This window comes from Burkholderia sp. Bp9015, from assembly GCF_003853505.1.
Taxonomy (GTDB): Bacteria; Pseudomonadota; Gammaproteobacteria; order Burkholderiales; family Burkholderiaceae; genus Burkholderia.
Genome location: NZ_QTPZ01000036.1, coordinates 44,086 through 68,446 on the forward strand (window position 1 = coordinate 44,086; position 24,361 = coordinate 68,446).

Sequence of the window (24,361 nt, forward strand, 5' to 3'; positions counted from 1 at the left end):
TGTTCAAAGTGTGTGCAGAGGGTCGGGCCGACGGCCGATTACGCGAACCCGGCCGATGCGAGAAACTCGCGGCTCGCCGCGACGTCGCGCAGGCTCGTGCCGGCATTGCGCGGATCGCGCTCCTGTTCGATCGTGATGTATCCCGCATAGCCGATGTCGTCGAGCGCGCGACGGATCGCGCGGTAGTCGAGCACGCCGGTGCCGATCGGGCACATCACGCCACGCGCGCACGCCGCGAAGAAGGCGATGTGTTCGCCCATCACCGCGTCGTACACGGCCGCGTCGATATCCTTGAAATGCACGTAGTCGAGCCGCGCCGCGTGACGGCGCAGCCATGTCTCGGGATCCATCCCCGAGTAGTAAAGGTGGCCGGTGTCGAGACAGAGGCCCGCCGTATCGGCCGCGACGTCGGCGACGATCCGGTCGATCTCGTCCGCGAACTCGATGTAGCCGCCCGCATGCGGATGGATCACCGCGCGCACGCCGAATTCGTCGCGCGCGATCGTCGCGATTTCGCGAATGTGGTCGACCATGCGCGCCCAGCGTTCGGCGGACAGGCGCGGCGCGCGATCGGCGTGGCCGGCCGCGTAGTCGCGTTCGTCGTGCCCCCAGTCCATCACGACCAGATACGGCGCCGCATGGCGCTGGCCCGGCTGCGTCGGCAGCTTCGGCAAGCGCGTGATCAGCGCGCAGATCTCGCGCGTCTGGCGCAGCAGGTTCGGGAGATTCTCCGGCGACACCAGGTCGTCGAAGATCGTGCCGGCGGTGATGCTCAAACGCTGCCGCTCGAGCTCGGCGCTCACCACGTCGAGCTCGAGCGGGATGTAGCCGTACGGCCCGAGCTCGATGCCCGAATAGCCGGCCTGCGCGGCCTCGGCGAGCACCTGCCGCCACGGCGGCAGGTGCGGGTTCTTCACGTCGTCGACGCCCCAGCAGCAGGGCGCGCAGCCAATCTTCATCGTCATGTCGGTCAGTCCAGCAGGAAAGCGGCGCGCGGCCGCGAGCATGGCCGCGTGGACACGCGGCCCGGTGTCGGCGTGTTCAGCCGGTTCAGCCGCGATAGAACGCCGGGCGTTCGGCCATCGCGATCGGCTCGACCGCCCCGCTCTGCTGCGCGCGCACGCACGCGTCGGCCGCGACCGCCGCCGCATAGCCGTCCCACGCGGACGGCCCGGTCAGCGCACCCTGCCGCACGCCGTCGATGAACGCCTGCAGCTCGACGTCGTACGACGCGATGAAGCGCTCCTTCCAGTCGGTCATGATCTCGACCGACTGCCGCGCCGCGTGCTTGAGCCCGACCGCGGGCGGATCGGGCAGCTTCGCGATGCCGTTCTCGCCGACCACCTCGCACTGGATGTCGTAGCCGTATTGGCAATTCACGAAGATCTCGACGTCGATGCGCACGCCGCTCGCGGTTTCGAGCAGCACGATCTGCGGATCGGCGAGATGCGCGGACGCATGGCGCGTCTTCTTCGGATAGACGACCTGCGCGCTCGCATAGTCCTCGCCGAGCAGCCAGCGCAGCACGTCGAGCTCGTGGATCAGCGTGTCGGTGATCGCCATGTCGGTCGTATAGCGCTCGCCGACCGACTGGTTGCGGTGCGCGCAATGCAGCATCAGCGGCGCGCCGATCTCGCCGCCGTCGATCACGCGCTTGAGCGCGCGATAGCCTTCGTCGTACGGACGCATGAAGCCGACCTGCACGAGCCGGCGGCCGTGCGCGACCTCGGCTTCGACGATCCGCATGCAGCCGTCGGCCGTGACGGCCAAAGGCTTCTCGCAGAACACCGGCTTGCCGTGCGCGATCGCGTCGAGCACGAACGCCTCGTGCGTCGGCCCCCACGACGTGACGAGCACGGCCTCTACGTCGGCTGCCGCGACCACTTCGTGGCCGTCGCCGTAGATTTCCGCGTCGAGCCCGTACTTCGTCACCGCGTCGCGCGCCTGCTGCGGATCGATGTCGTTGACGGCAACCACGCGCGCGCCGGACAGCGTGCGCGTGAGCCTGCGGATATGGTCCTGGCCGATCGCGCCGCAGCCGATCACGCCGATTTGCAAGGTCATCCGGATATCTCCAGTCTCTGGTTCAACGACGGCGCGGCCCGTGCCGCGCCGGTCGGCAATGGTTCCAAAACGGGTCAGCGCGCGGCCGCCCGTTCGAAATGGCGTTCGACGTAGCGCTGGATCGTGTCGCGCATGTAGCGCGACGACGCTTCCGCGCGGTCCTCCCACGCGAACACGCACGACGACATCACGCCGTCGAAGCCGGCGCTGCCGAGTGCGCGGAAAAACACGTCCCAGTCGATCTCGCCCTGCCCGATGTCGAGATGCTGGTGCACGCGGATCTGGTTCGAGCCCGGCGGGTTCACGATGTAGCGCAGCTGGCTGCTCTTGCGGTGATCGAACGTGTCGGCCACGCGCACGTGCGCGAGGATCGGCGCGGCGGTCGCGATCATCGCGGCCATGTCGTCGCCGTAATAGAACGTGTGCGGCGCGATGTACGACAGCTTCAGCGACGGCGAGCCGATGTTCGTGACGATGTCGATCGCCGGCTGCAGCTGCTCGATCCAGTCTTCCGGATGCGGCTCGACCGACAGCACGATGCGTTCGCGCTCGAGGATCGGCAGCAGCTCGTCCATCGAACGGAACCACGCGGCTTCGCACAGCTCCTTCGGGTTCGCGCCCGGTCGTTCGCCGACCGAGCGCTCCGGCGACGCGCCGCGCCCGAATTCGGACACCATCAGCGGGCATTCCATCTCGATCGCGACCTCGATCGCCTTCTTCCAGCAGCGCACCGCCCACTGCCGCTCGTCATCGAACGGGCTGGCCCAGCGGTACATCGGCTGCAGCGACGCAAGGCCCACGCCGCTTGCGCGCAACGCTTGCCGGAACGCGGCCATGCGCTCGCGCGTCGCGCGCGGCATCACCCACCAGTCGAGAAAGTCGCTGCGCGGCGACAGCTCGATCTGGTCGTAGCCGAGCTCGGCCACCGCGTGCGGCAGCCGGTCGAGCGGAAGGTGGCGAATCATGTAGGGATCCAAAGCGATCTTCATTTTCTTCCCGATCGGTTGTGTGTTCGATCTCGGCCGGTCAGCGGCGCGACTTCTTGTTGCGATACTGGTCGGCGATCACGGCCGCGACGATGATCGCGCCCTTGACCATCTCCTGGTAGTACGCGTCGATCCGGATGAACGTGAAGCCCGACGTCATCACGCCGAGGATCAGCACGCCGATCACGGTGCCCGTCACGCGCCCGAGGCCGCCCGACAGCGACGTGCCGCCGATCACGACGGCCGCGATCGCGTCGAGCTCGTACATCACGCCCATGCCCGACTGGCCGGAGATCGCGCGCGCGGCCGTCACGGTGCCGGCGATCCCGCTCAGCAGGCCCGCAATCGCGTAGACGAACACCAGATGGCGTGTCACGTTGATGCCCGACACGACGGCCGCGTGGCGATTCGCGCCGATCGCATACGTGTACTTGCCGAAGCGCGTGTAGCGCAGCACGACGTGGAAGATCGCGGCCACCACGACGAAGATGATCACCGGATTCGCGCCCGCGCCGATCGCCGCGAACTGGTCGGTCAGCATCGATACCGGCATCCCGTTGGTGAACCACTTCGCGAAGCCGCGCGCGGCCACCATCGTGCCGAGCGTCGCGATGAACGGCGGGATGCCCGTCAGCGCGATCAGCGAGCCGTTCAGCAGGCCGACCAGCAGCCCGACGCACACGCCGGCCAGCACCGGCCAGATGATCGGCAGGTCGGTCAGGTGCGGGAACACCGCGCGCGGAAAATCGGACACCTGCGCGAGGCTGGCCGACACGACCGCCGCCGCCGCGACGACCGACCCCGACGACAGGTCGATCCCGCTCGTGATGATCACGAGGTTCACGCCGACCGCGATGATGCCGATCACGGCCATCTGCAGCACGATGATCTCGAGCCGCTCCGCGTTGAACAGGAAGCTCTGCCCGACGACGAGCCAGCCGATCACCTCGAAGAACAGGCTGATGCCCACCAGCACCAGGAAGATGCTCAGTTCGGGCGGCCACTTCGCGTGCCGCGTCTTGATCGTCATGGACTGCGCGTCCGCGACCGGATTCAGGTTGCCCATTTCAGTTGTCTCCATGCTTGTTGCGGCTCAGCGCGAGGCCAGGTCCATGATGCGGACCTGGTCGGCGTCCTTGCGTTCGACGATGCCGGTCATCCGGCCTTCGTGCATCACCATCACGCGATCGCTCATGCCGAGCACCTCCGGCATCTCCGACGAGATCATCAGCACCGCGACGCCCTTGCCGGCGAGCGCGCTGACGAGCCGGTGGATCTCGGCCTTCGCGCCGACGTCGATCCCGCGGGTCGGCTCGTCGAGGATCAGGATGCGCGGTTGCGTGAGCAACCATCTGCCGATCAGCACCTTCTGCTGGTTGCCGCCCGACAGGTTCTGGATTTCCTCGTGCAGCCCGGGCGTCTTCACGCGCAGCATCCGGCTCATTTCCTCGCAGTCGCGTTTCAACTGCGCCTGCCGCACGAAATTGAACTTCACGTAGCGGTTGCTGAGCACCGCCGCTTCCATGTTCGCGAGCAGGTCGAGATTCAGGAAGCAGCCGGTGTCCTTGCGGTCCTCGGTGAGGAACGCCATCCCGTGCTTCATCGCCTGCGCGGGCGTGGCGATGCGCACCGGCTTGCCGTCGATCAGGATCTCGCCGGAGGTGGCCGGCACGACGCCGAACAGCGCCTCCGCGACGTTCGAGCGCCCCGAGCCGACGAGGCCCGCGACGCCGAGGATCTCGCCCGCGCGCAGCTCGAAGCTGACGTCGCGGAACACCCCGTCGACGCCGAGGTTCTTCACGGCCAGCACGACGTCGCCGATCGGCACCTCCTCCTTCGGGAACATCTGCGTGATCTCGCGGCCGACCATCATCCGGATGATGTCGTCGCGCGTGACGTCGCTCGACGCGTGCGTGCCGATGTACTTGCCGTCGCGGAACACCGAGAACTCGTCGGCGATCTCGAACAGCTCGTTCATCTTGTGCGTGATGTAGACGATGCCCTTGCCCTGCTCGCGCAGCTGGCGAATGATGCGGAACAGGTGCGTGACCTCCTTGTCGGTCAGCGCGGAAGTCGGCTCGTCCATGATCAGCACGTCGGAGTCGAACGACACGGCCTTCGCGATCTCGACCATCTGGCGGCTCGCGACCGTCAGCGTGCGCACGTCGGCTTCCGGGTCGATGTCGATCGACAGCCGCTCGAACAGCGCGGCGGTGCGGCGGCGCAGCTCGGCGTGATCGATCAGGCCGAAGCGGTTCTTCGGTTCGCGGCGGATCCAGATGTTCTCCGCGACCGTCATGTACGGCATCAGGTTGAGTTCCTGGTGGATCATCGCGATCCCGCGATCGAGCGCGTCGAGCGGGCCGTTCAGCACGACGGGCTCGCCGTTGATCAGGATCTCGCCCTGGTCGGGCGTGTAGACGCCGGCGATGATCTTCATCAGCGTCGACTTGCCGGCGCCGTTCTCGCCCATCAGCGCATGCACGGTGCCGCGCCGCACGCGGAACTGCACGCCGTCGAGCGCGACGACGCCGGGAAACGACTTGCCGACGCCGCGCACCTCGAGCACGCAGTCGGCGGCGGGCACACCGGACGAACCCGGTGCGGCGGACGAGGCGGCCGGCGCGCTTTCGCTCGCCATCGAGCGCGCCATCCTGGCTGTAAACATGGACGTTCCTCGAAAGTCACACGCGAACCCGGACACGCCGGGCCCGCGCAGTTCAGCGGAAAAACCGGTCAGTGCTTCGCGTACTGGTTCATGTTCTCCGGCGTGACGAGTTCGAACGGCACGTTCACGAAGCGCTCGACGGGCTGCTTCTTCGCCAGCTTGAGCGCGGCCGCGACGGCCTGCGCGCCCTGCCCGGCCGCGTTCTGGTACACCGACACCTTCAGCTCGCCGCTCTTCATCGCCGCGAGCCCGTCCGGCGTCGCGTCGATGCCCGCGACGACCGTCTTCGGCGTCAGCTTGCGCGCGGCCTTCAGCGCGTTGATCGCGCCGATCGCCATTTCGTCGTTGTTCGACACGATCGCGTCGAACTTCGTCCCGGAGCTCAGCCAGTTCATCGTGATGTCCTGGCCCTGCGTGCGGCTCCACTTGCCTTCGCGCTTGTCGACGATCTTCATGCCGGCACAGTCCTTGGTCGCGATCACGTCCTCGATGTCCTTGGTGCGCGCGCGCGCCGACTCGTTGGACAGCTCGCCCATCAGCACCAGGATGTCGCCCTTGCCGCCGAGCAGCTTGCACACCTGGCGCGCCTGCAGCGTGCCCGACTGTTTCTCGTCGGAGGCGACCACGGCGACGCCGGCCGGCAGCTTGTCGAAATCGACCGGCTTGCGGTTCACGTAGACGAGCGGAATCTTCGCGGCGGTCACCATCTTGGTGATCTTCGGCGTCGCGTCGGTGTCGACCGCATTCACGATGATCGCGTCGACCTTCTGCGCGATCATGTTCTGGACCTGGCTCAACTGCTTGCCGACGTCGTTGCCGCCGTCCTCGATCTGCACGGTCGCGCCGTCCTTCTTCGCCGCATCGCCGATGCTGTTGCGCAGGATCGTCAGGAACGTGTCGTCGAACGATGCCATCGTCACGCCGATCTTCTCGGCATGCGCGAGCGGCATGGCCAGGATTGCGGCGGCCGCGGCGGCCATCAGCTTGGTCTTCATGATCACTCTGTCTCCTCATCTCCGGGGGCGGAAAAACGGCGCGTTGCGCGCCGCCGGGCCGAGTCCGATCGGATCCGATTCGGACTGAAGCATCCGGATGAAACTGTAGATCACTTCTTCGAAAATTTGGAAATTTATTTCTACGTGATTTCACCTAGGGAACTGGATTTCCAAAAAGTCTAGACTCCGTTCCGTAGCCCGATTCCTTGCGGCAGGCGTTCCCGTGTCGTGCCGCGCACGTGACGGACCACCGTCGCAGGATCGGTCCCTCAATCCGCCGGCAGGGTCGAACGCCGGCCGCGAGCGTGATACGTGATATGAGCCCGTTGAACTTTCCGACTGACCGCCCCATCGATCTCGCCTGCCTCGGCCGCGTCGCCGTGGACCTTTACGCGCAACAGTACGGCAGCCGCCTGGAGGATGCGCGCAGCTTCCAGATGTATCTCGGCGGCTCGTCGGGCAACGTCGCGTTCGGCGTCGCCCGGCTCGGGCTGAAGACCGCGATGATCTCGCGCGTCGGCGACGAGCAGATGGGCCGCTTCGTGCGCGAGACGCTCGAGCGCGAAGGCTGCGACACGAGCCAGCTGCAGACCGATCCGGAACGCCTGACCGCGCTCGTGCTGCTCGGGCTGAAGGATCGCGACACGTTCCCGCTGCTGTTCGTGCGCGAGAACTGCGCGGACATGGCCGTGCGCGCCGACGAGATCCGCGAGGATTTCATCGCCGGCTGCCGCGCGCTCGCGATCACCGGCACCCATCTTTCGACGCCGGGCACCCGCGAGGCGTCGCTGACCGCGCTCGGCTACGCGCGCCGCCACGGCGTCGTGCGGATCCTCGACATCGACTACCGGCCGGTGCTGTGGGGGCTGACCGCGCGCGGCGCGGGCGAGAACCGCTACGTGCCCGACGCGCAGGTCACGCGGCAACTGCAGCAGGTGCTCGGCGAGTTCGACCTGCTGGTCGGCACCGAGGAGGAATTCCTGATCGCGGGCGGCGTGCCTCACGACCTGATCGCGTCGCTGCAGGCCGTGCGCCGCGCGAGCGGCGCGGTGCTGGTGGTCAAGCGCGGCGCGCTCGGCTGCTGCGTGATCGAGGGCGACATCCCCGCGCACATCGACGATGCGCCGACCTTCCACGGCGAACGCGTCGAAGTCCTGAACGTGCTGGGCGCGGGCGACGCATTCCTGTCGGGCCTGCTGTCCGGGCTGCTGCGCGGGCACGGCTGGGCGCAAGCGACGCGCATCGCGAACGCGTGCGGCGCGATCGTCGTGTCGCGCCACGCGTGCTCGGCCGCGATGCCGACGCCGGCCGAGCTCGCGCACTGGTTCGGCGGCAGCCGCAATCCGCAGGTGGACGCCGATCGCGCGCTCGCGCACCTGCATCGCGTGACGGTGCCGCGCCGCGCATGGGACGACCTGTGCGTGATGGCGTTCGACCATCGCAGCCAGTTCTACGAGCTCGCGGTGCAGGCCGGCGCGGACGAAGCACGGATCAAGACGCTCAAGCGCCTGCTCGTGCGCGCGGCCGAACAGGTCGAGCGCGATCGCCGGATCGAAGGCCACGTCGGCGTGCTGATCGACGGCGGCGCATATGGCCGCGACGCGCTCGCGTCGGCCACCGGCCGCGGCTGGTGGGTCGGCCGCCCGGTCGAGCTGCCCGGCTCGCGGCCGCTGTGCTTCGACGACACGCGCTCGGTCGGCTCGTCGCTCACGCACTGGCCGACCGAACAGGTCGTGAAGTGCCTCGTCCACTACCACCCCGACGACGACGTCGACCTGCGCGTCGCGCAGGAGCAGCGCGTGCTGGAGCTGTGGGAAGCCACGCGCGCGAGCGGCAACGAGCTGCTGCTGGAAATCATTCCGCCGCGCGCGGTCACGCCGCCCGGCACCGAGGACGACGCGGTGCTGCGCACGGTCGCGCGCTTCTACAACCTCGGCGTGATGCCGGAGTGGTGGAAGCTCGCGCCGATGAGCGCCGACGGCTGGGCGCGGCTCGAGACGCTGGTGGCCGAACGCGACCCGCACTGCCGCGGCGCGGTGATCCTCGGGCTGAACCAGCCGTTGCAATATCTGGTCGACAGCTTCCGCTCGGCGACCAACCCGATCGTCAAGGGCTTCATGGTCGGCCGCACGCTGTGGGCCGACGCGTCGCTGCACTGGCTCGCCGGCCGGATCGACGACCAGGCGCTGATCGACGAAGTGGCCGGCAATTTCGCGCAGCTGGTCGACGCGTGGCTCGGCCGCCGTACCGCCGCGCGCGCCGCCGCAGCCGCCTGATGCAGATATCCGTGATGACCACCCGATTCCTCCTGATCGACAGACGATGACCACCACCGTGAGACTGACCGTCAGCCAGGCGCTCGTGCGCTACCTGGCCGCCCTGCGCGCCGAAGTCGTCCAGCCGGACGGCCGCACCGAGATCCTGCCGTATTGCGGCGGCGTGTTCGCGATCTTCGGCCACGGCAACGTGGCCGGGCTCGGCGAAGCGCTGCATGCCGAAAAAGAACGGCTGCCGACGTTCCGCGCGCACAACGAGCAAGGAATGGCGAATGCGGCCGTCGCGTTCGCGAAAGCGAACTTCCGCCAGCGGATGATGGCCGCGACGTCGAGCATCGGCCCCGGCGCGACCAACATGCTGACCTCCGCGGCACTCGCGCACGTCGGCCGGCTGCCGCTGTTGCTGCTGCCCGGCGACGTGTTCGTGTCGCGGCTGCCCGACCCGGTGCTGCAGCAGGTCGAGGACTTCGAACAGGGCGACGTCAGCGCGAACGACTGCTTCCGGCCGGTGACGCGCTACTTCGACCGGATCACGTCGCCCGAGCAGCTGCTGGTCGCACTGCCGCGCGCGATCCAGGTGATGACCGACCCCGCGCAATGCGGCCCCGTATGCCTCGCGCTGCCGCAGGACGTGCAGACCTTCGCTTACGACTGGCCGGAGGATTTCTTCGCGCCGCCGGTGATCCGGATGCGCCGCCCGCCTGCCGACACGCTCGAACTCGCGGATGCGCTCGACGTGTTGAAAGCGGCGAAGAAACCGCTCATCGTCGCCGGCGGCGGCGTGCTATACAGCCAGGCGTGGGACGCGCTGCGCACGTTCGCCGACACGCACGGCGTGCCGGTCGCCGAATCGCAGGCCGGCAAGGGCAGCCTCGCGTGGGACCACCCGCTGAACCTCGGCTCGATCGGCGTGACGGGCTCGCCCGCCGCGAACCGCGCGGCCGCGCAGGCCGACGTGGTGTTCGCGGTCGGCACGCGCCTGCAGGATTTCACGACCGGCTCGCACGCGCTGTTCGGCAATGCGACGCTGCTGAGCCTGAACGTGCAGCCGTTCGACGCGGGCAAGAAGCGCGGCCGGCAATTGATCGCCGATGCGCGCACGGGCCTCGGCCAGCTGTCGGCCGCGCTCGCGGGCTGGCGCGCGGATGCGGCCTGGACGGCCGCGAACCAGGATCAGGCCGCCGCGTGGAACGCGCGCGTGACCGAGCTGACTACGCGCGTGCCGAAGGACACGCTGCCGTACGACGCGGAAGTGATCGGCGCGGTGCGCGACTCGGCGGCCGACGCGGGACGCGACAGCGCGCGCGACGATCTCGTCGTGTGCGCGGCCGGCACGCTGCCGGCCGAACTGCACAAGCTGTGGCGCAGCGGCGTGCCGGGCAACTACCACATGGACTACGCGTACTCGTGCATGGGCTACGAGGTCGCGGGCGGCCTCGGCGCGAAGCTCGCGCGGCCCGAGCGCGAAGTGATCGTGATCGTCGGCGACGGCTCGTACATGATGCTCAACGCCGAACTCGCGACGTCCGTGATGCTCGGCCGCAAGCTCATCGTCGTGATCCTCGACAACCGCGGCTACGGCTGCATCGAGCGGCTGCAGATCAATTGCGGCGGCGCGAGCTTCAACAACATGCTCGACGACTGCGTGCCGGAAGGCGGCGAACGCTCGACGATCGACTTCGCGATGCATGCACGCTCGATGGGCGCCGAAGCCGTGCACGTGCGCGACGTCGGCGAGCTGCGCAGCGAAATGAAGCGTGCGCGCGCGGCGAAGACGAGCCAGGTCATCGTGATCGACACGACGCACGAGCGCACGACCGCGGACGGCGGCGCGTGGTGGGAAGTCGCGGTGCCGCAGGTATCCGCGCGCGCCGGTGTCGAACGCGCGCACCGGACGTATCTCGACGAGAAAACCCGGCAGCGGCGTTGATCCGTTTCCCCATTCAATCCGCCGCTCCGCGAAAACAACATTCGAACCAAGGAAGCACGTCATGAGCTGGAACGTTCGCATCGGTATCAATCCCCTGTCGTGGATGAACGACGACCTGCCGTCGCTCGGCGGCGAGACGCCGCTCGAGACGGCACTGAAGGAAGGCGCCGAAATCGGCTACGCGGGCTTCGAGCTCGGCAACAAGTTTCCGAAGACGGGCCCCGAGCTGAAGGCGAAGCTCGCCGAGTTCGGGCTCGTGTGCGTGTCGGGCTGGTATTCGGGCTTTCTGGCGGAAGTCGCGCCGGGCATGAGCGACGCCGATGCCGTCGAGGCCGAAATCGAGCGCTGCCGCGCGCACATGACGAAGCTGCAGTTCAACGACGTGAAGGTCGTGGTGTACGGAGAATGCGCGGGCACGATCCAGGGCAGCATCGACACGCCGGTCGCCAAGCGCCCGCGTTTCGTCGACGATGAAACCTGGCGGCGCTATGCGGCGCGCCTCGACGCATTCGGCGCGCACCTGCTCGAGACCTACGGGATCAAGCTCGCCTACCATCACCACATGGGCGCGTACGTCGAATCGCCGGACGACGTCGACCGGCTGATGGCGCTGACCGATCCGGCGAAGGTGTTCCTGCTGTTCGATACGGGCCACGCGTATTTCGGCGGCGCGGCCGATCCGGTCGCGCTGCTGAGGAAGCACGTGGCGCGCGTCGTGCACGTGCACTGCAAAGACGTGCGGCCGCAGGTCGTCACGCAGGCGCGCAACGGCGGCTGGAGCTTCCTGAACGGCGTGATCAACGGCACCTTCACGGTGCCGGGCGACGGCGCGCTCGATTACGAAGCGACGCTGCGCACGCTGAAGGACGCCGGCTACGAAGGCTGGCTCGTGGTCGAGGCCGAGCAGGACCCGGCCGTCGCGCCGAGCTATCAGTATGCGAAGAAGGGCTACGAATCGCTGCGCGCGATCGTCGACCGGTTGAGCGCGTAAGCCCCGTCATCTCATCGAGGAACCTCACGCCATGACGATTTCTCCCCTGCTGGTCAAGGCATCCGCCGACCGCGAAATCTGCAACGTGACGCCCGAGTCGGCCGGCTGGAAACACGTCGGCTTTCGCGCGCTGCGCCTGAAGGCCGGCGACACCGAAACGCTCGACACGGGCACGCGCGAACTGTGCGTCGTCGTGCTCACGGGCACGCTGCGCGCGCAAGTCGACGGCGAGACCTACGACGCACTCGGCAAGCGCGACAGCGTGTTCGAGGAAGTGTCGCCGGACGCGCTGTACGTGCCGGGCGGCAAGACCGTCACGCTGGTGGCGACGCGCGACGCGGAAGTCGCGCTGTGCACCGCGCCTTACGCGAGCGGCGACAAGCGCGTGCAGCGCCTCGACGGCGAACGGATGCGGCGTGCGGTGCGCGGGCAAGGCACCAACACGCGCTACGTATGCGACATCCTGATGGGCGACAACCCGGCCGCGGACCGGCTGCTGGTCGTCGAAGTGATCACGCCCGCGAGCCACTCGAGCAGCTATCCGCCGCACAAGCACGATCGCGACGCGGCGCCCGACGAAACGTCGCTCGAGGAAACCTATTACCACCGGATCGATCCGCCGCAGGGTTTCGCGTTCCAGCGCGTGTACACGGACGACCGCAGCCTCGACGAGGCATGCGCGGTCGAGAACCACGACGTCGTGATGGTGCCGCGCGGCTATCACCCGGTGGTCGCGCCGCACGGCTACAACCTGTACTACCTGAACGTGATGGCCGGACCGAGCCGCGCGTGGGCGTTCAAGAACGACCCCGCGCACGAATGGATGCTCGACGCGGCGCCCGGGCGCTGATGCATTGACGCGCTGAACGATCGACGGCCGGCGCGCGACGCAGGACGCGCGCACGGGCCGAACTTGCGACGACACGGAGCTGCCATGCCGATCCCCTTCCCGCGCTGCGCGCCCATGCCCTTCGGCGACACGGCCTCAACGCCGATGCTGGCGCACTTCGATGCCGACGTCGCGCGCCGGCTCGGCGACATCGCGGTCAATCTCGCGTCGCGCCGCGGGCTGCCGATCGCGGTCGGCATCGTCGGCGAAGCCGCACCGCTGTTCTATTGCGCGCTCGACGGCAGCCGCGCCCGCGACAGCGACGCGATCCGCCGCCGGCAGAACACGGTGTTGCGCTTCGGCGTCAGTTCGCTCGAGGTCGGCGCGCGCTTTCGCCGCGCCGGCTGGTCGTTGCAGTCGCAGGGATTGTCGGATGCCGACTATGCGCTCGACGGCGGCGGCGTGCCGCTGCGGCTGGCCGACGGCGGCATCGTCGGCGCGATGGCGATCGCCGGGCTCGACGACGAACGCGATCATGCGCTCGTCGTCGAGAGCCTGCGCTGGCATGTCGGCGCGAACGCGCTCGCGATGATCGCGTAGCGGGCGCGCGCCGGCTCGCGCGATCAGTGCAGCCCGCCGCTCGCGACGAGGCGCTCGCCGGTCAGCCAGCGCGCATCGTCCGATGCGAGGAACACCGCGACCGACGCGATGTCGTCCGGCTCGCCGAGGCGGCCAAGCGGCGTCTGGCTTTGCACCTGCCTGTCGAGGTCCGAACCGATGATGCCCGCGCTGTGCGTGCCTTCGGTCACGATCATGCCCGGGTTGATCGCGTTCACGCGAATCTTGCGCGGGCCGAGTTCGAGCGCGAGCACGCCGGTGATCGCGTCGACGGCGCCCTTGGTGCCGCTGTAGACGGCGCTCGCGGGCGGCGTGATGCTCGTCACCACGGAGCTGATGTTGATGATGCTCGCGCCTTCGCCCAGATGCTTGACGGCGGCCTGCGTCGTCAGCAGCACGCCGAACACGTTCGTGTCGAACTGCCGGCGGTAGTGCTCTTCGGTGATCGCCTCGATCGGCGCGAACTCGTACACGCCGGAATTGTTGACCAGCACGTCGAGACGGCCGTACGTCTCGATCGCCGTATCGACGATGCGCTGCGCGTCCGCTGCCTTCGACACGTCACCGCCGACCGCGACCGCGCGGCCGCCCGCTTCGACGATCGCGCTCACGACCGCGTCGGCGCCGGCCTTGCTGCTCGCGTAGTTGACGACGACCGACGCGCCTTCGGCGCCCAGCGCCTTCGCGATTGCGGCGCCGATCCCCTTGGAAGCGCCCGTGACGATCGCGACCTTGCCTGCCAGCTTGCTCATGATTTCATTCCTCAGTCGGAAGACTTCGATGGATGGGTACCGGTCGCGCCTGTCGCGGCGCACCGGCCTTGCTGGCAATCTTCGCGGTTCCGGCGGCCGCGATAAAGCGGCTCGACACGAATTGACTGGCGGGGTTTGCCGAACAATCGGCGGATGGACGGTCGACGGACGGTCAGCCGGCGCTCAGCCACGCGCTGACGACGTCGCCGCCGAGCCCGTCGAGCGCGCCGTCGTAGACGATCTGCCCGCGCCCCATTACCGCGACGCGCTGCGCGAGCCGCGGCGCGAGCTGCAGCCGCTGCTCGATCAGCAGGATCGCGACGCCGTCGTCCTGCAGCGCGGCAAGGCAGGCGCCGACTGCGTCGACCGCGAGCGGCGCGAGCCCTTCGGCCGGTTCGTCGACGATCAGCACGCGCGGGCGGCCGGCGAGCGCGCGCACCAGCGCGAGCACCTGCTGCTCGCCGCCCGAGAGCCGCCCGGCCTTCACGTCGGCCCGCGCGGCCAGCAGCGCAAAGCGCGCGAGCAGCCGGTCGAGCGCGGCACGTTCGGCCGCGCCGCTCAGGCCGCGCAGCCCGAGCCGCAAGTTGTCGCGCACGCTCAGCAGCGGAAACACGTCGCGGCTTTCGGCGACGTAACCGACGCCGCGCCGCGCGATCTCGAACGTGCGTGCGCCCGCGCATTCGGCGCCGGCGATGCGCACCGAGCCCGCGGTGCGCACGAGCCCCATCACGGCCTTCGCGAGCGTCGAGCGGCCCGCGCCGTTGCGACCGAGCAGCGCGAGCGTCTCGCCCGGCGCGAGCGCGAGATCGACGCCGTCGAGCACGGGCTGGCTTCCGTACCATGCACGCAGGCCGCGGATGTCGAGCAGCGCGCTCATGCATCCTCGCCGAGATAGGCGGCACGCACGGCCGGGTCCGCGCGGATCGCGTCGGGCGCACCGGTCGCGACCACCGTGCCGCGCACGAGCACCGTGATGCGCTCGGCGAAGCCGAACACCGCATCCATGTCGTGCTCGATCATCAGCACCGTGCGGCCCTGCGTCGTCGCGCGGATCAGCGCGATCATCCGCGCCGCCTGGTCGCGGTTCATGCCGGCGGTCGGCTCGTCGAGCAGCAGCGTGCGCGCGCCGCTCGCGAGCGCGATGCCCAGATCGAGCGCGCGCTGTTCCGCATAGCCGAGTGCGCCGGCCGGCGCGTCGCGCCGCGCATCGAGGCCGATGTCGTGCAGCACGCGCGCGGCCGCGCGATCGACCGATGCCGATTCGCGCAGCCGGTTCCACCAGCGCCGCCGCTCGGCCGGCGCATGCAGCGCCGCGCAGCGCAGGTTGTCGAACACGCTCAGCCGCGCGAACGCGCTCGTCTGCTGGAAACTGCGGCCGATGCCGAGCCGGCTCGCGACGACCGGCCCGCGCCCGCGCAACTCGACACCGTGCAGCACGACGCGCCCGCACGTCGGCCGCGTCGCGCCGGCGATCACGCCGAACAGCGTCGACTTGCCCGCGCCGTTCGGCCCGATCAGCGCGTGACGCTCGCCGGCCGCGATGCTCAATTCGATGCCGTCGAGCACGGTCTGCGCGCCGAAACGCTGCACGATCCCGTGGAGCGCGATCGCGTTGCCGTTCATAGCCCGTCCTCCCACGTGCCGTGCCGGTGGTTCAGCAACCGCGCGCGCCAGCCCCACAGCAGCGTGCCGATGCCGGCCGCCGAGGCCGCGACGGCCCAGCCCGCCGGCGAATCGGCGTCGATGCCCCACGCGCCGAACGCGATGCCGGTGCCGTCGTCCTGCGCGAAACGCCACGCATAGCCGAGCTCGGCCGCGCAGACGATCGCGACGCCCCAGAACACGCACGCGCCGATGCCGCACAACAGGCGCCACCGCTCGGCCGCCGGCGCGCCGCGCCGCAACGCATGCGCGAACGCTTGCGCGATGCCCGCGATCCCGCGCGGCGCGGCGACGACGACCGCGACGAACAGCACGCCGAGATACAGCGCCCATGCGCGCGACACGCCCGCGACGACGACGCTCAACGCGGTCAGCACCACCGCGCCGGCCGCCGGCCCGAAGAACGTGCCGGTGCCGCCGATCACCGCGGCGATCAGCACGGTCGCCGAACGCGCCATCGACACGCTGTCGGGCGTCGCGATCTCGACGTCGATCAGCGTCAGCGTGCCCGCGATGCCCGCGAAGAACGACGCGCAGGTGACCATCGCGAGCCGCACGCGGCGCGGCTCGGTGCCGAGCGCGGCGACGCGCGCGGGGTTGTCGCGCACCGCGTTCGCGAGCCGGGCGAGCGGCGTGCGCGTCAGCGCGTGCATCGCCAGCGCCGACACGATGCACCATGCGGCGATCACCGCGTAGGCCTGCGTTTGCGCACCGAAATGCCAGCCGCCCCAGGGCGCGCCGCTCGCGCGGTCGATCGGCACGCCGCCGACGCCGCCGAACCACGCAGGCACGCTCCACGCGGCCGCCGCGACGCATTCGCCGAGGCCGAGCGTGATCATCGCGAACACGGTGCCCGCGCGGCGTGTCGCGAGCAGGCCGGCGAGGAACCCGAAGCCCGCGCCGGCCGCGCCGCCGACGAGCGGCAACAGCGGCAGCGGCGCGCCGACATGATTGAACCAGTGCGCGGCGGCGAACGCGCCGAGCCCCGCGACGGCGGCATGGCCGAACGACAGCAGCCCGGTCGTGCCGAGCTGCAGGTTGTACGACAGCGCGAGCACGACGAGCGCGGCCGTCTGCGCGAGATAGCCGAGCACCGCGCCATGCGGCCACAGCCACGCGGGCACAGCCACGCACGCGGCGAACAGCACCCAGCGCAGCGCGCCGGCCCGCGCGCGGCTAGCCATCGACACGCTCGCCGAACAGCCCGCGCGGCCGGGCGACCAGCACCGCGACAAGCAGCAGGTACGGGACCAGCGGAGCGAGCTGCGCGATCGACACGGCCGCGACGCCGTCGGGCAGCGCGAGGCCCGCCCATTGCGCGAGGTCGCGCAGGGACGTGTCGCTGGACGCCGCGAAGGTCTGCGCGAAGCCGACCGCGAGCGACGCGGCGAACGCGCCGCCGAGCGAGCCGAGCCCGCCGATCACGACGATCGCGAACACCACCGACCCGACGGTCTCGGCCAGCGCCGGCTCGATCACCGCGAGCGGCGCGCCGATCACGCCGGCCAGCGCCGCGAGCGCGGTGCCCGCGCCGAACAGCCCCGTCATCACCCGCGGCACGTCGTAGCCGAGCGCCTCGACGGCCGCGCGGTGCGTGAGCGCGGCGCGCACGACGAGGCCGAGGCGCGACGCGCGCAGCAGCGCGCCGAGCGCGGCCAGCATCGCCGCGGACATCGCCATCATGAAGAGCCGGTAGCGCGGCAGCGCGAGGCCGAACACGGTCACGGGCGCGCCGTCGAACAGCGGCGGCACCGGGGCCGGCAGCGGTGCGAGGCCCCACAGCAGTTTCGCGCCCTCGCCGATCAGGTACGCGAGCCCGAAGGTCAGCAGCAGTTCGCTCGTGTGCCCGTGCGCCTGCACGCGGCGCAGCAGGGCGCGCTCGCAGCCGGCGCCGAGCAGCCCGACCGCGAGCGGCGCGAGCCCGAGCGCGGGCCAGAACCCCGCGCGGGCTGCGATGCTGTAGCCGACATACGCGCCGAGCATGTAGAAGCTCGCATGCGCGAAGTTGAGCACGCCCTGCACGCTGAAGATCAGCGTGAGGCCGGCCGACAGCATGAACAGCAGCAACCCGTAGCTGAGGCCGTTGAATGCCTGGAGCGCGAACGCGTGCACCGCCGCGCGCCCGTCAGCCGGCGAGCGGTTCGAGCGCCGCGCGCAGCGTGTCCGGCAGCGGCACCGGGCGGCGCGTGCCGCGATCGACGTACACGTGCACGAAATGCCCCTGCGCGGCCGGCGCGGCTTCGCCCGCCGCGAACAGCCCGATCTCGTAACGCACGCTCGACGTGCCGAGCTTCGCGACGCGCAGCCCCGCGTCGACGGACTGCGGAAAGACGAGCGGCGCGAAGTAGTTGCACTGCGTCTCGACCACGAGCCCGATCGTCTGCCCGTGCTCGACGTCGAGCACGCCCGCGCGGATCAGGTATTCGTTCACGACGGTGTCGAAGTAGCTGTAGTAGACGACGTTGTTCACGTGCCCGTAGACGTCGTTGTCCATCCAGCGGGTCGTGATCGGCAGGAAGTGGCGGTAGGCGTCGCGCGGACGCGGCTGCGGCTTGTCGGACATGGCGATGGCGGTCAGGTCAGGACGAGGAAGATGAAGCGCACGTCGCGCGGCGGCCGTGCGGAACGGCCCGCCGGCGAATGGCGAGGTGCCGCGCCGCGATCGTGCCCGGCGCGACGGACGACATGGCGGCGGCGCGGCCCGTCACTGCCCCGCTCGGTCGACGAATTCGAAATCGAGGCCGCGCGCGCGCATCCAGTCGGCGAGCGCGTAGCCGGTGCCGGCGCGCCACGGGCGCAGCAGCGGCGGATCGACGAGCCGGTATTCGAGCAGTTCCGGCGACAGCGCGACGGTGCCCGACGCGCGCACGTGGTACGCGATGATCAGTTCGTTCTTGCGGATGAATTCATAGACGCCGACCAGCGAGACCTGCTCGGCCTTCAGCGCGGTTTCCTCGAACACCTCGCGCGCGATGCCGTCCTCGGGCGTCTCGCCGTTCTCGAGGAAGCCGGTGATCAGCGCGAACATCCCTTCCGGCCAGGCCGCGTTGCGCGCGAGCAGGATCTTGCCGTCGAGTTCGACGATCGCCGCCACCACCGGCAGCGGGTTGTTCCAGTGCACGTAGCCGCACGTGTCGTCCGGGCAGGCCTGGCGGACGCGGCCGCCTTCGTGGTCGGGATCGGCGCGCTCGGTCAGCGGACGCGCGCAGCGCGGGCAAAAACGGTAGTCGGCGGTGGTCATCGATGGGGATCTGGCGAGCGCCCGGCGGCGGCCTGCCGGCCGCGTCGCGCGCCCGCTCGGCGCGGGAAAGGCCTCATTCTAGCGAGTTTGCCCGCGCCGCAGACGATCCGGCCCCGATGATGTCAGGGTTGCATGCGGGGTTGCGCGCGCCCGCGTGCGGCGGTTGCCGCGAAGCCGGCGGCACCGGCGAGCAACGCGCCAGCCGCGACCCACAGCGCCGGCGAGAACGACCCGAAGCGCGCGGTCAGCGGCGCGGCGACGAGCGGACCGAGAATCTGCCCGACCCCGTACGACGCGGTCGCATAGCCCATCAGCCCGGTCGCTCGCTCGCCATGCAGCCGCCGCGCCTCGCGCATCGCGAACAGCGTGATCGCGGTAAACGGCAGGCCGAGCAGCGCGCTGCCGGCCGAGAAGCCGGCCGCGTTCGGCCAGACGATCCCCGCCGCGATCCCGAGCGCCTGCGTCGCGCAGCCGGCGGCGAGCAGCAGCCGGTTGTCCCAGTGGCCGGGCAATCGCGACGCGGCGATCGCGCCGACGATCAGCGCCGCGCCGAACATCGGCCAGAACAGGTCGGGCCACGGCGAGCCGGCCGGCAGCGCGGCACGCGCGATCACCGGCAGGAACGTCGCGGTGATGATGTAGCCGAAGCCCGGCATCCCGTACAGCACGACGAGCCACGCGGCGTCGGCGCGATGGCGCCGTGCGTCGTGCGGTGCCGCGGCCGGTCTCTCGCGCACGGCCGGCGCCGCGGCGCCCCGCGCGGCGGTTGTCGAGGCGGCCGGCCCCGGCGCGCTGCCGAACGTGCGCCAGATCGCGACCGACAGCAGCGCCGACAACACTGCGAAGCCGAGCCAGCCGGGCGCCGCGCGATGGCCGGCGAGCGCGCTGCCGATCAGCCCGGTCAGCACGATCCCGACGCCCGGCCCCGCGTAGATCACCCCGCTCCACTCGGGCGCATGCAGTTCGGTGAGCCGCCGCAGCCCCCATTGCGACACGAACACGAACGTCCATGCGCTGACGACGCCCGCGACGAAGCGCACCACGAGCCACACGGAGAGCAGATGGCCGACGCCCATCGCGGCAGTCAACAGCACGGTGGCGGCCAGCCCGAAGCGCACCATCCGCGAGGGCGCGACCCGCACGGCCGCGCAACTGACCGCGCCGACGAAATAACCCGCGTAGTTCGCCGACGCGAGCCAACTGCCGGCCTTCAGGCCGATCGAGCCGTCGGCGAGCATCAGCGGCAGCAGCGGCGTGAACGCGAAGCGGCCGACGCCGAGTGCGACCGCCAGCCCGATCATGCAGGCGAGCGCGGCCGCGCGGGCGCGGCGGTCGGCGTCATCGGGCAGGTGTACGCCGGCGACGGCGCTCGGGGCATCGGAACGGGACATGGCGGCATAGGCCGCGCGCGGCGCGCGCCGGCCGGAACGGAAATCGGAACGCTTGTATCGTAGCTTGACCGAACGTTCTCGATAAATGAATAATCAAGAATCCACATATCTCCAGGAGAGAATCATGGACCTGGCGGCGCTGGCGATTTTCCGGGCTGTCGTGCGCGAGAACGGTGTGACGCGCGCGGCGGCGAAGCTCAATCGCGTGCAATCGAACGTGACGACGCGCATCAAGCAGCTCGAGGAGGAACTCGGCGCGGCGCTGTTCGTGCGCGACGGCCGCCGGCTCGTGCTGACGCCGGCCGGGCACACGCTGCTGCCGTACGCGGAGCGGCTGCTCGCGCTTGCCGACGAGGCGCGCGACGCGGTGCGCGAGGACACGCCGCGCGGGCGGCTGCGGCTCGGCACGATGGAAAGCACGGCCGCGAGCAGGCTGCCGACCGTGCTCGCGCGTTATCACCATGCGTGGCCCGACGTGTCGCTGGAGCTCGTGACCGGCACGACCGGCTGGCTGATCGACAAGGTGCGCGACTTCGAGATCGACGCGGCGTTGTTTGCGCGGCCGCCCGAGCCGGACACGCTGCCCGACACATTCGAGACGGTGCCGATCTTCCGCGAGGATCTCGTGCTGCTGACGCCGCGCGGCCATCCGCCCGTGCGCACGCCGCGCGACGTGATCCTGCCGACGCTGATCGCGTTCGAGCGCGGTTGCACGTACCGGAAATATGTCGAGCAATGGTATGCGGCACACGGGATGAAGCCCTCGCGTGTGCTCGAACTCGGTTCGTATCATGCGATCGTCGCGTGCGTCGCGGCCGGCGCCGGCATCGCGGTCGCGCCGCGCTCGGTGCTCGAGTTGCAGCCGGAGACCGGTAACGTCGCCGCCCACACGATCCCCGAACTCGAAGGGATCGACACACTGCTCGCGTGGCGGCATGGTTACGCATCGGCGGCGCTCGCCGCGTTGCGCGATGCGCTGGGTGAGGCTGCGCGGGAGCCGGGTGATGCGACCAAGGCGGCGGTGGCCGCATCGGTGTCGGCCTGAGTCGGGATCGCCGGCGGCCGCTGGTGCGCGCGCTCGATCTTCATTCCGACACGGGCGATGCGGCCAGGGCGGTGGTGGCCGCGTCGGCGTCTGCCCGAGCCGGGAACGCAGGCGAGCGCCAGCGAGCGCGCTAATTCTTCATACCGACAAAAACAAAACGACCCGACCGGCACAGGTGCCGATCGGGTCGCTTTTTTTGATGCGAAGCGATGTGACGCGACGCGGTCAGCCCGACCACACCGCATCACCAGCCATGCCGATCAAAGACGCTCTTCGACCCAGCCCTTGACGCCTGCCAGCGCGCCCGGCAGGTTCGCCGGTTCCGTGCCGCCTGCCTGCGCCATGTCCGGACGGCCGCCGCCCTTGCCGCCGACCTGCTGCGCGACGAAGTTCACGAGCTCGCCGGCCTTGACCTTCTTGCTCGCGTCCGGCGTGACGCCCGCGATCAGGCTGACCTTGCCGCCTTCGACGGCCGCCAGCACGATCGCCGCGCTCTTCAGCTTGTCCTTCAGCTTGTCGACCGTCTCGCGCAGCGTCTTCGCGTCCGCGCCGTCGAGCGTCGCGGCCAGCACGAACACGCCGCCGACTTCGATCGCCTGCTGCGCGAGCTCGTCGCCCTGGCTCGACGCGAGCTTCGACTTCAGCGCGCCCAGTTCCTTCTCGAGCGACTTCACCTGGTCCTGCACCTGCGCGATGCGTTGCGTGAGTTCCGACGGCTGCGCCTTCAGCGCGGCGGCCGCTTCGTTCACGCGCGCATCGAGCTCCTGCACGTAGCGCACCGCGTTGTCGCCGGTGATCGCCTCGACCCGGCGGATGCCGGCCGCGACGCCGCCTTCGACGACGATCTTGAAGAAGCCGATGTCGCCGGTGCGGTGCACGTGCGTGCCGCCGCACAGTTCGCGCGAGAAGCCGAGATCGAGCACGCGCACTTCGTCGCCGTACTTCTCGCCGAACAGCGCCATCGCGCCTCCCTTCACCGCTTCGTCGTACGGCATCACGCGCACGATGCCCGGCGCGTTCGCGAGGATTTCGTTGTTGACGATCTGCTCGACGCGACGGATTTCGTCGTCGGTCAGCGGCGCGTTGTGCGCGAAGTCGAAGCGGGTTTTCTCCGCGTCGACGAGCGAGCCCTTCTGCTGCACGTGTGCGCCGAGCACTTCACGCAGCGCCTTGTGCATCAGGTGGGTCGCCGAGTGGTTGCGCTGCGTGCGTGCGCGACGATGCGCGTCGATTTCCGCGCGCAGCACGTCGCCGACCTTCAGCGTGCCCTGTTCGAGCGTGCCGTGGTGGCCGATCACGTCGGCCTGCACCTTCAGCGTGTCGGCCACGGCGAAGCGCGTCGCTGCATTCGCGAGCACGCCCTGGTCGCCGACCTGGCCGCCCGACTCCGCGTAGAACGGCGTGTGGTCGAGCACGACGACCGCATCCTGGCCGTGCTTCACTTCGTTGACGGCCGAACCGTCGACGTACAGCGCGACGACCTTCGCGTCGTCGAACGCGATCTCTTCATAACCGTGGAACGTGGTCTTCGCGCCCGAGTATTCGAGGCCCTGCGTGGCCTTGAACTTGCCGGCCGCGCGCGCCTGCTCGCGCTGACGCGCCATCGCGTCGTCGAACGCCGGCTCGTCGACCGTCATCCCGCGCTCGCGGCACACGTCGGCCGTGAGGTCGAGCGGGAAGCCGTACGTGTCGTGCAGCTTGAACGCGAGTTCGCCGTCGAGCACCTTGCCGCCCTTCGCGTCGACATCCGCCAGCGCCGCTTCGAGGATCGACATCCCGTGCTCGATCGTCTCGAAGAAACGCTCTTCTTCCTGGCGCAACACATCGGTCACGCGCTGCTCGGCTTCCTTCAGCTCCGGATAGGCCGCGCCCATCTCGGCGACGAGGTCAGCCACCAGCTTGTGGAAGAACGAGCCCTTGCGGCCAAGCTTGTAGCCGTGGCGGATCGCGCGGCGCACGATGCGGCGCAGCACGTAGCCGCGGCCTTCGTTGCCGGGGATCACGCCGTCGACGATCAGGAACGAGCACGCGCGGATGTGATCGGCGATCACCTTCAGCGAGTTGTTCGTGAGGTCGCTGATCTCGGTCACGCGCGCGGCGGCCTTGATCAGGTTCTGGAACAGGTCGATCTCGTAGTTGCTGTGCACGTGCTGCAGCACCGCGGCGAGACGCTCGAGGCCCATGCCGGTGTCGACCGACTGCTTCGGCAGGCGCGTCATGTTGCCCTGCGCGTCGCGGTTGAACTGCATGAACACGAGGTTCCAGATCTCGATGTAGCGGTCGCCGTCTTCTTCAGGCGATCCCGGCGGGCCGCCCCACACGTCCGGACCGTGGTCGTAGAAGATTTCGGTACACGGGCCGCACGGGCCGGTGTCGCCCATCGTCCAGAAGTTGTCCGACGCGTAGCGCGCGCCCTTGTTGTCGCCGATGCGGATGATCCGCTCGGTCGGCACGCCGACCTCCTTCGCCCAGATGTCGTACGCTTCGTCGTCTTCCTGGTAGACGGTGACCCACAGCTTTTCCTTCGGCAGCTGGTAGACCGTGGTCAGCAGTTCCCACGCGAAGCGGATCGCGTCGTGCTTGAAGTAGTCGCCGAACGAGAAGTTGCCGAGCATCTCGAAGAACGTGTGGTGGCGCGCCGTGTAGCCGACGTTCTCGAGGTCGTTGTGCTTGCCGCCCGCGCGCACGCTGCGCTGCGCGGTCGTGGCGCGCGTGTACGGACGCGGATCCGTGCCGAGGAACACGTCCTTGAACTGGACCATGCCCGAGTTCGTGAACATCAGCGTGGGGTCGTTACCGGGCACGAGGCTCGACGAGCGGACGATCGTGTGGCCCTTCGATTCGAAGAATTTGAGGAATTTCTCGCGGATTTCGGCAGCTTTCATGGCGTGCGGGGAATGTCTGGCTGAGACG

The 24,361-nt window shown here is 69.5% G+C and carries 21 protein-coding genes; 6 read left to right on the top strand and 15 right to left on the bottom strand.

Annotated elements, in window-relative coordinates:
- Window positions 1–38: 38 nt before the first annotated feature.
- The 6 genes from DIE12_RS29945 to DIE12_RS29970 all read right to left on the bottom strand — a co-directional run bounded on the left by DIE12_RS29945 (window position 39) and on the right by DIE12_RS29970 (window position 6,713).
- A complete protein-coding gene (locus DIE12_RS29945) occupies window positions 39–965 on the bottom strand; it encodes a TIM barrel protein (RefSeq protein ID WP_124488954.1) in 927 nt (308 codons plus the stop codon).
- An 85-nt stretch (window positions 966–1,050) separates the two neighbouring features.
- A complete protein-coding gene (locus DIE12_RS29950; protein ID WP_124523025.1) occupies window positions 1,051–2,064 on the bottom strand; it encodes a Gfo/Idh/MocA family protein in 1,014 nt (337 codons plus the stop codon).
- Window positions 2,065–2,138: 74 nt separating this feature from the next.
- Window positions 2,139–3,053 carry a sugar phosphate isomerase/epimerase family protein gene (locus tag DIE12_RS29955; RefSeq protein WP_124523023.1) on the bottom strand — a complete coding sequence of 305 codons (915 nt, stop codon included), beginning with the start codon at window positions 3,051–3,053 and terminating at the stop codon, window positions 2,139–2,141.
- A gap of 37 nt (window positions 3,054–3,090) precedes the next feature.
- Window positions 3,091–4,116: an ABC transporter permease gene (locus DIE12_RS29960; RefSeq protein ID WP_014722872.1), complete on the bottom strand. Its 1,026-nt coding sequence runs from the start codon at window positions 4,114–4,116 to the stop codon at window positions 3,091–3,093.
- 27 nt (window positions 4,117–4,143) lie between these two features.
- Window positions 4,144–5,718, bottom strand: a complete 1,575-nt coding sequence (locus DIE12_RS29965; protein WP_044846094.1) for a sugar ABC transporter ATP-binding protein — start codon at window positions 5,716–5,718, stop codon at window positions 4,144–4,146.
- A 68-nt stretch (window positions 5,719–5,786) separates the two neighbouring features.
- Window positions 5,787–6,713 carry a sugar ABC transporter substrate-binding protein gene (locus DIE12_RS29970; RefSeq protein WP_044846095.1) on the bottom strand — a complete coding sequence of 309 codons (927 nt, stop codon included), beginning with the start codon at window positions 6,711–6,713 and terminating at the stop codon, window positions 5,787–5,789.
- Window positions 6,714–7,030: 317 nt separating this feature from the next.
- Between DIE12_RS29970 and iolC the strand changes: the two genes are divergently transcribed.
- The 5 genes from iolC to DIE12_RS29995 all read left to right on the top strand — a co-directional run bounded on the left by iolC (window position 7,031) and on the right by DIE12_RS29995 (window position 13,339).
- The gene (gene iolC, locus DIE12_RS29975) at window positions 7,031–8,989 is read left to right on the top strand and encodes a bifunctional 5-dehydro-2-deoxygluconokinase/5-dehydro-2-deoxyphosphogluconate aldolase (RefSeq protein ID WP_124523021.1); all 1,959 of its coding nucleotides are present in this window, start codon (window positions 7,031–7,033) and stop codon (window positions 8,987–8,989) included.
- 46 nt (window positions 8,990–9,035) lie between these two features.
- Window positions 9,036–10,919, top strand: coding sequence for a 3D-(3,5/4)-trihydroxycyclohexane-1,2-dione acylhydrolase (decyclizing) (iolD, locus tag DIE12_RS29980; protein ID WP_124488951.1), 1,884 nt, complete (start codon window positions 9,036–9,038; stop codon window positions 10,917–10,919).
- Window positions 10,920–10,980: 61 nt separating this feature from the next.
- Window positions 10,981–11,910 carry a myo-inosose-2 dehydratase gene (gene iolE, locus DIE12_RS29985; protein ID WP_124523020.1) on the top strand — a complete coding sequence of 310 codons (930 nt, stop codon included), beginning with the start codon at window positions 10,981–10,983 and terminating at the stop codon, window positions 11,908–11,910.
- 31 nt (window positions 11,911–11,941) lie between these two features.
- On the top strand, window positions 11,942–12,760 hold the full coding sequence (iolB, locus tag DIE12_RS29990) for a 5-deoxy-glucuronate isomerase (RefSeq protein ID WP_044846099.1): 819 nt from the start codon (window positions 11,942–11,944) through the stop codon (window positions 12,758–12,760).
- 84 nt (window positions 12,761–12,844) lie between these two features.
- The gene (locus tag DIE12_RS29995; protein WP_124488948.1) at window positions 12,845–13,339 is read left to right on the top strand and encodes a heme-degrading domain-containing protein; all 495 of its coding nucleotides are present in this window, start codon (window positions 12,845–12,847) and stop codon (window positions 13,337–13,339) included.
- Window positions 13,340–13,362: 23 nt separating this feature from the next.
- Here DIE12_RS29995 and DIE12_RS30000 read toward each other — a convergent pair whose 3' ends face one another.
- The 8 genes from DIE12_RS30000 to DIE12_RS30035 all read right to left on the bottom strand — a co-directional run bounded on the left by DIE12_RS30000 (window position 13,363) and on the right by DIE12_RS30035 (window position 20,403).
- Window positions 13,363–14,109 (bottom strand): glucose 1-dehydrogenase, encoded by a 747-nt coding sequence (locus DIE12_RS30000; protein WP_124488947.1) that lies wholly within the window; start codon window positions 14,107–14,109, stop codon window positions 13,363–13,365.
- A gap of 172 nt (window positions 14,110–14,281) precedes the next feature.
- Window positions 14,282–14,986, bottom strand: coding sequence for an ABC transporter ATP-binding protein (locus DIE12_RS30005; protein ID WP_124523019.1), 705 nt, complete (start codon window positions 14,984–14,986; stop codon window positions 14,282–14,284).
- Window positions 14,983–15,732 (bottom strand): ABC transporter ATP-binding protein, encoded by a 750-nt coding sequence (locus tag DIE12_RS30010; RefSeq protein ID WP_124523018.1) that lies wholly within the window; start codon window positions 15,730–15,732, stop codon window positions 14,983–14,985. The genes DIE12_RS30005 and DIE12_RS30010 overlap by 4 nt, the downstream gene beginning before the upstream one ends.
- A complete protein-coding gene (locus DIE12_RS30015) occupies window positions 15,729–16,955 on the bottom strand; it encodes a branched-chain amino acid ABC transporter permease (RefSeq protein ID WP_124523017.1) in 1,227 nt (408 codons plus the stop codon). Before DIE12_RS30015 ends, DIE12_RS30010 begins: the two co-directional genes overlap by 4 nt.
- Window positions 16,948–17,883, bottom strand: coding sequence for a branched-chain amino acid ABC transporter permease (locus DIE12_RS30020; protein WP_124488944.1), 936 nt, complete (start codon window positions 17,881–17,883; stop codon window positions 16,948–16,950). The genes DIE12_RS30015 and DIE12_RS30020 overlap by 8 nt, the downstream gene beginning before the upstream one ends.
- A gap of 13 nt (window positions 17,884–17,896) precedes the next feature.
- Window positions 17,897–18,334 carry a thioesterase family protein gene (locus DIE12_RS30025; RefSeq protein WP_124488943.1) on the bottom strand — a complete coding sequence of 146 codons (438 nt, stop codon included), beginning with the start codon at window positions 18,332–18,334 and terminating at the stop codon, window positions 17,897–17,899.
- A 141-nt stretch (window positions 18,335–18,475) separates the two neighbouring features.
- Window positions 18,476–19,012: an NUDIX domain-containing protein gene (locus DIE12_RS30030; protein WP_124488942.1), complete on the bottom strand. Its 537-nt coding sequence runs from the start codon at window positions 19,010–19,012 to the stop codon at window positions 18,476–18,478.
- Between the two features lie 122 nt (window positions 19,013–19,134).
- The gene (locus DIE12_RS30035; protein ID WP_124523016.1) at window positions 19,135–20,403 is read right to left on the bottom strand and encodes a YbfB/YjiJ family MFS transporter; all 1,269 of its coding nucleotides are present in this window, start codon (window positions 20,401–20,403) and stop codon (window positions 19,135–19,137) included.
- Between the two features lie 124 nt (window positions 20,404–20,527).
- On the opposite strand from DIE12_RS30035, the gene DIE12_RS30040 reads away from it, so the two are divergent.
- Complete coding sequence (locus DIE12_RS30040) at window positions 20,528–21,448, top strand: LysR family transcriptional regulator (RefSeq protein WP_124523015.1); 921 nt, start codon at window positions 20,528–20,530, stop codon at window positions 21,446–21,448.
- Window positions 21,449–21,708: 260 nt separating this feature from the next.
- Here the strand turns inward: DIE12_RS30040 and alaS are convergent, their stop codons facing one another.
- A complete protein-coding gene (alaS, locus tag DIE12_RS30045) occupies window positions 21,709–24,333 on the bottom strand; it encodes an alanine--tRNA ligase (protein WP_044846110.1) in 2,625 nt (874 codons plus the stop codon).
- Window positions 24,334–24,361: the final 28 nt, after the last annotated feature.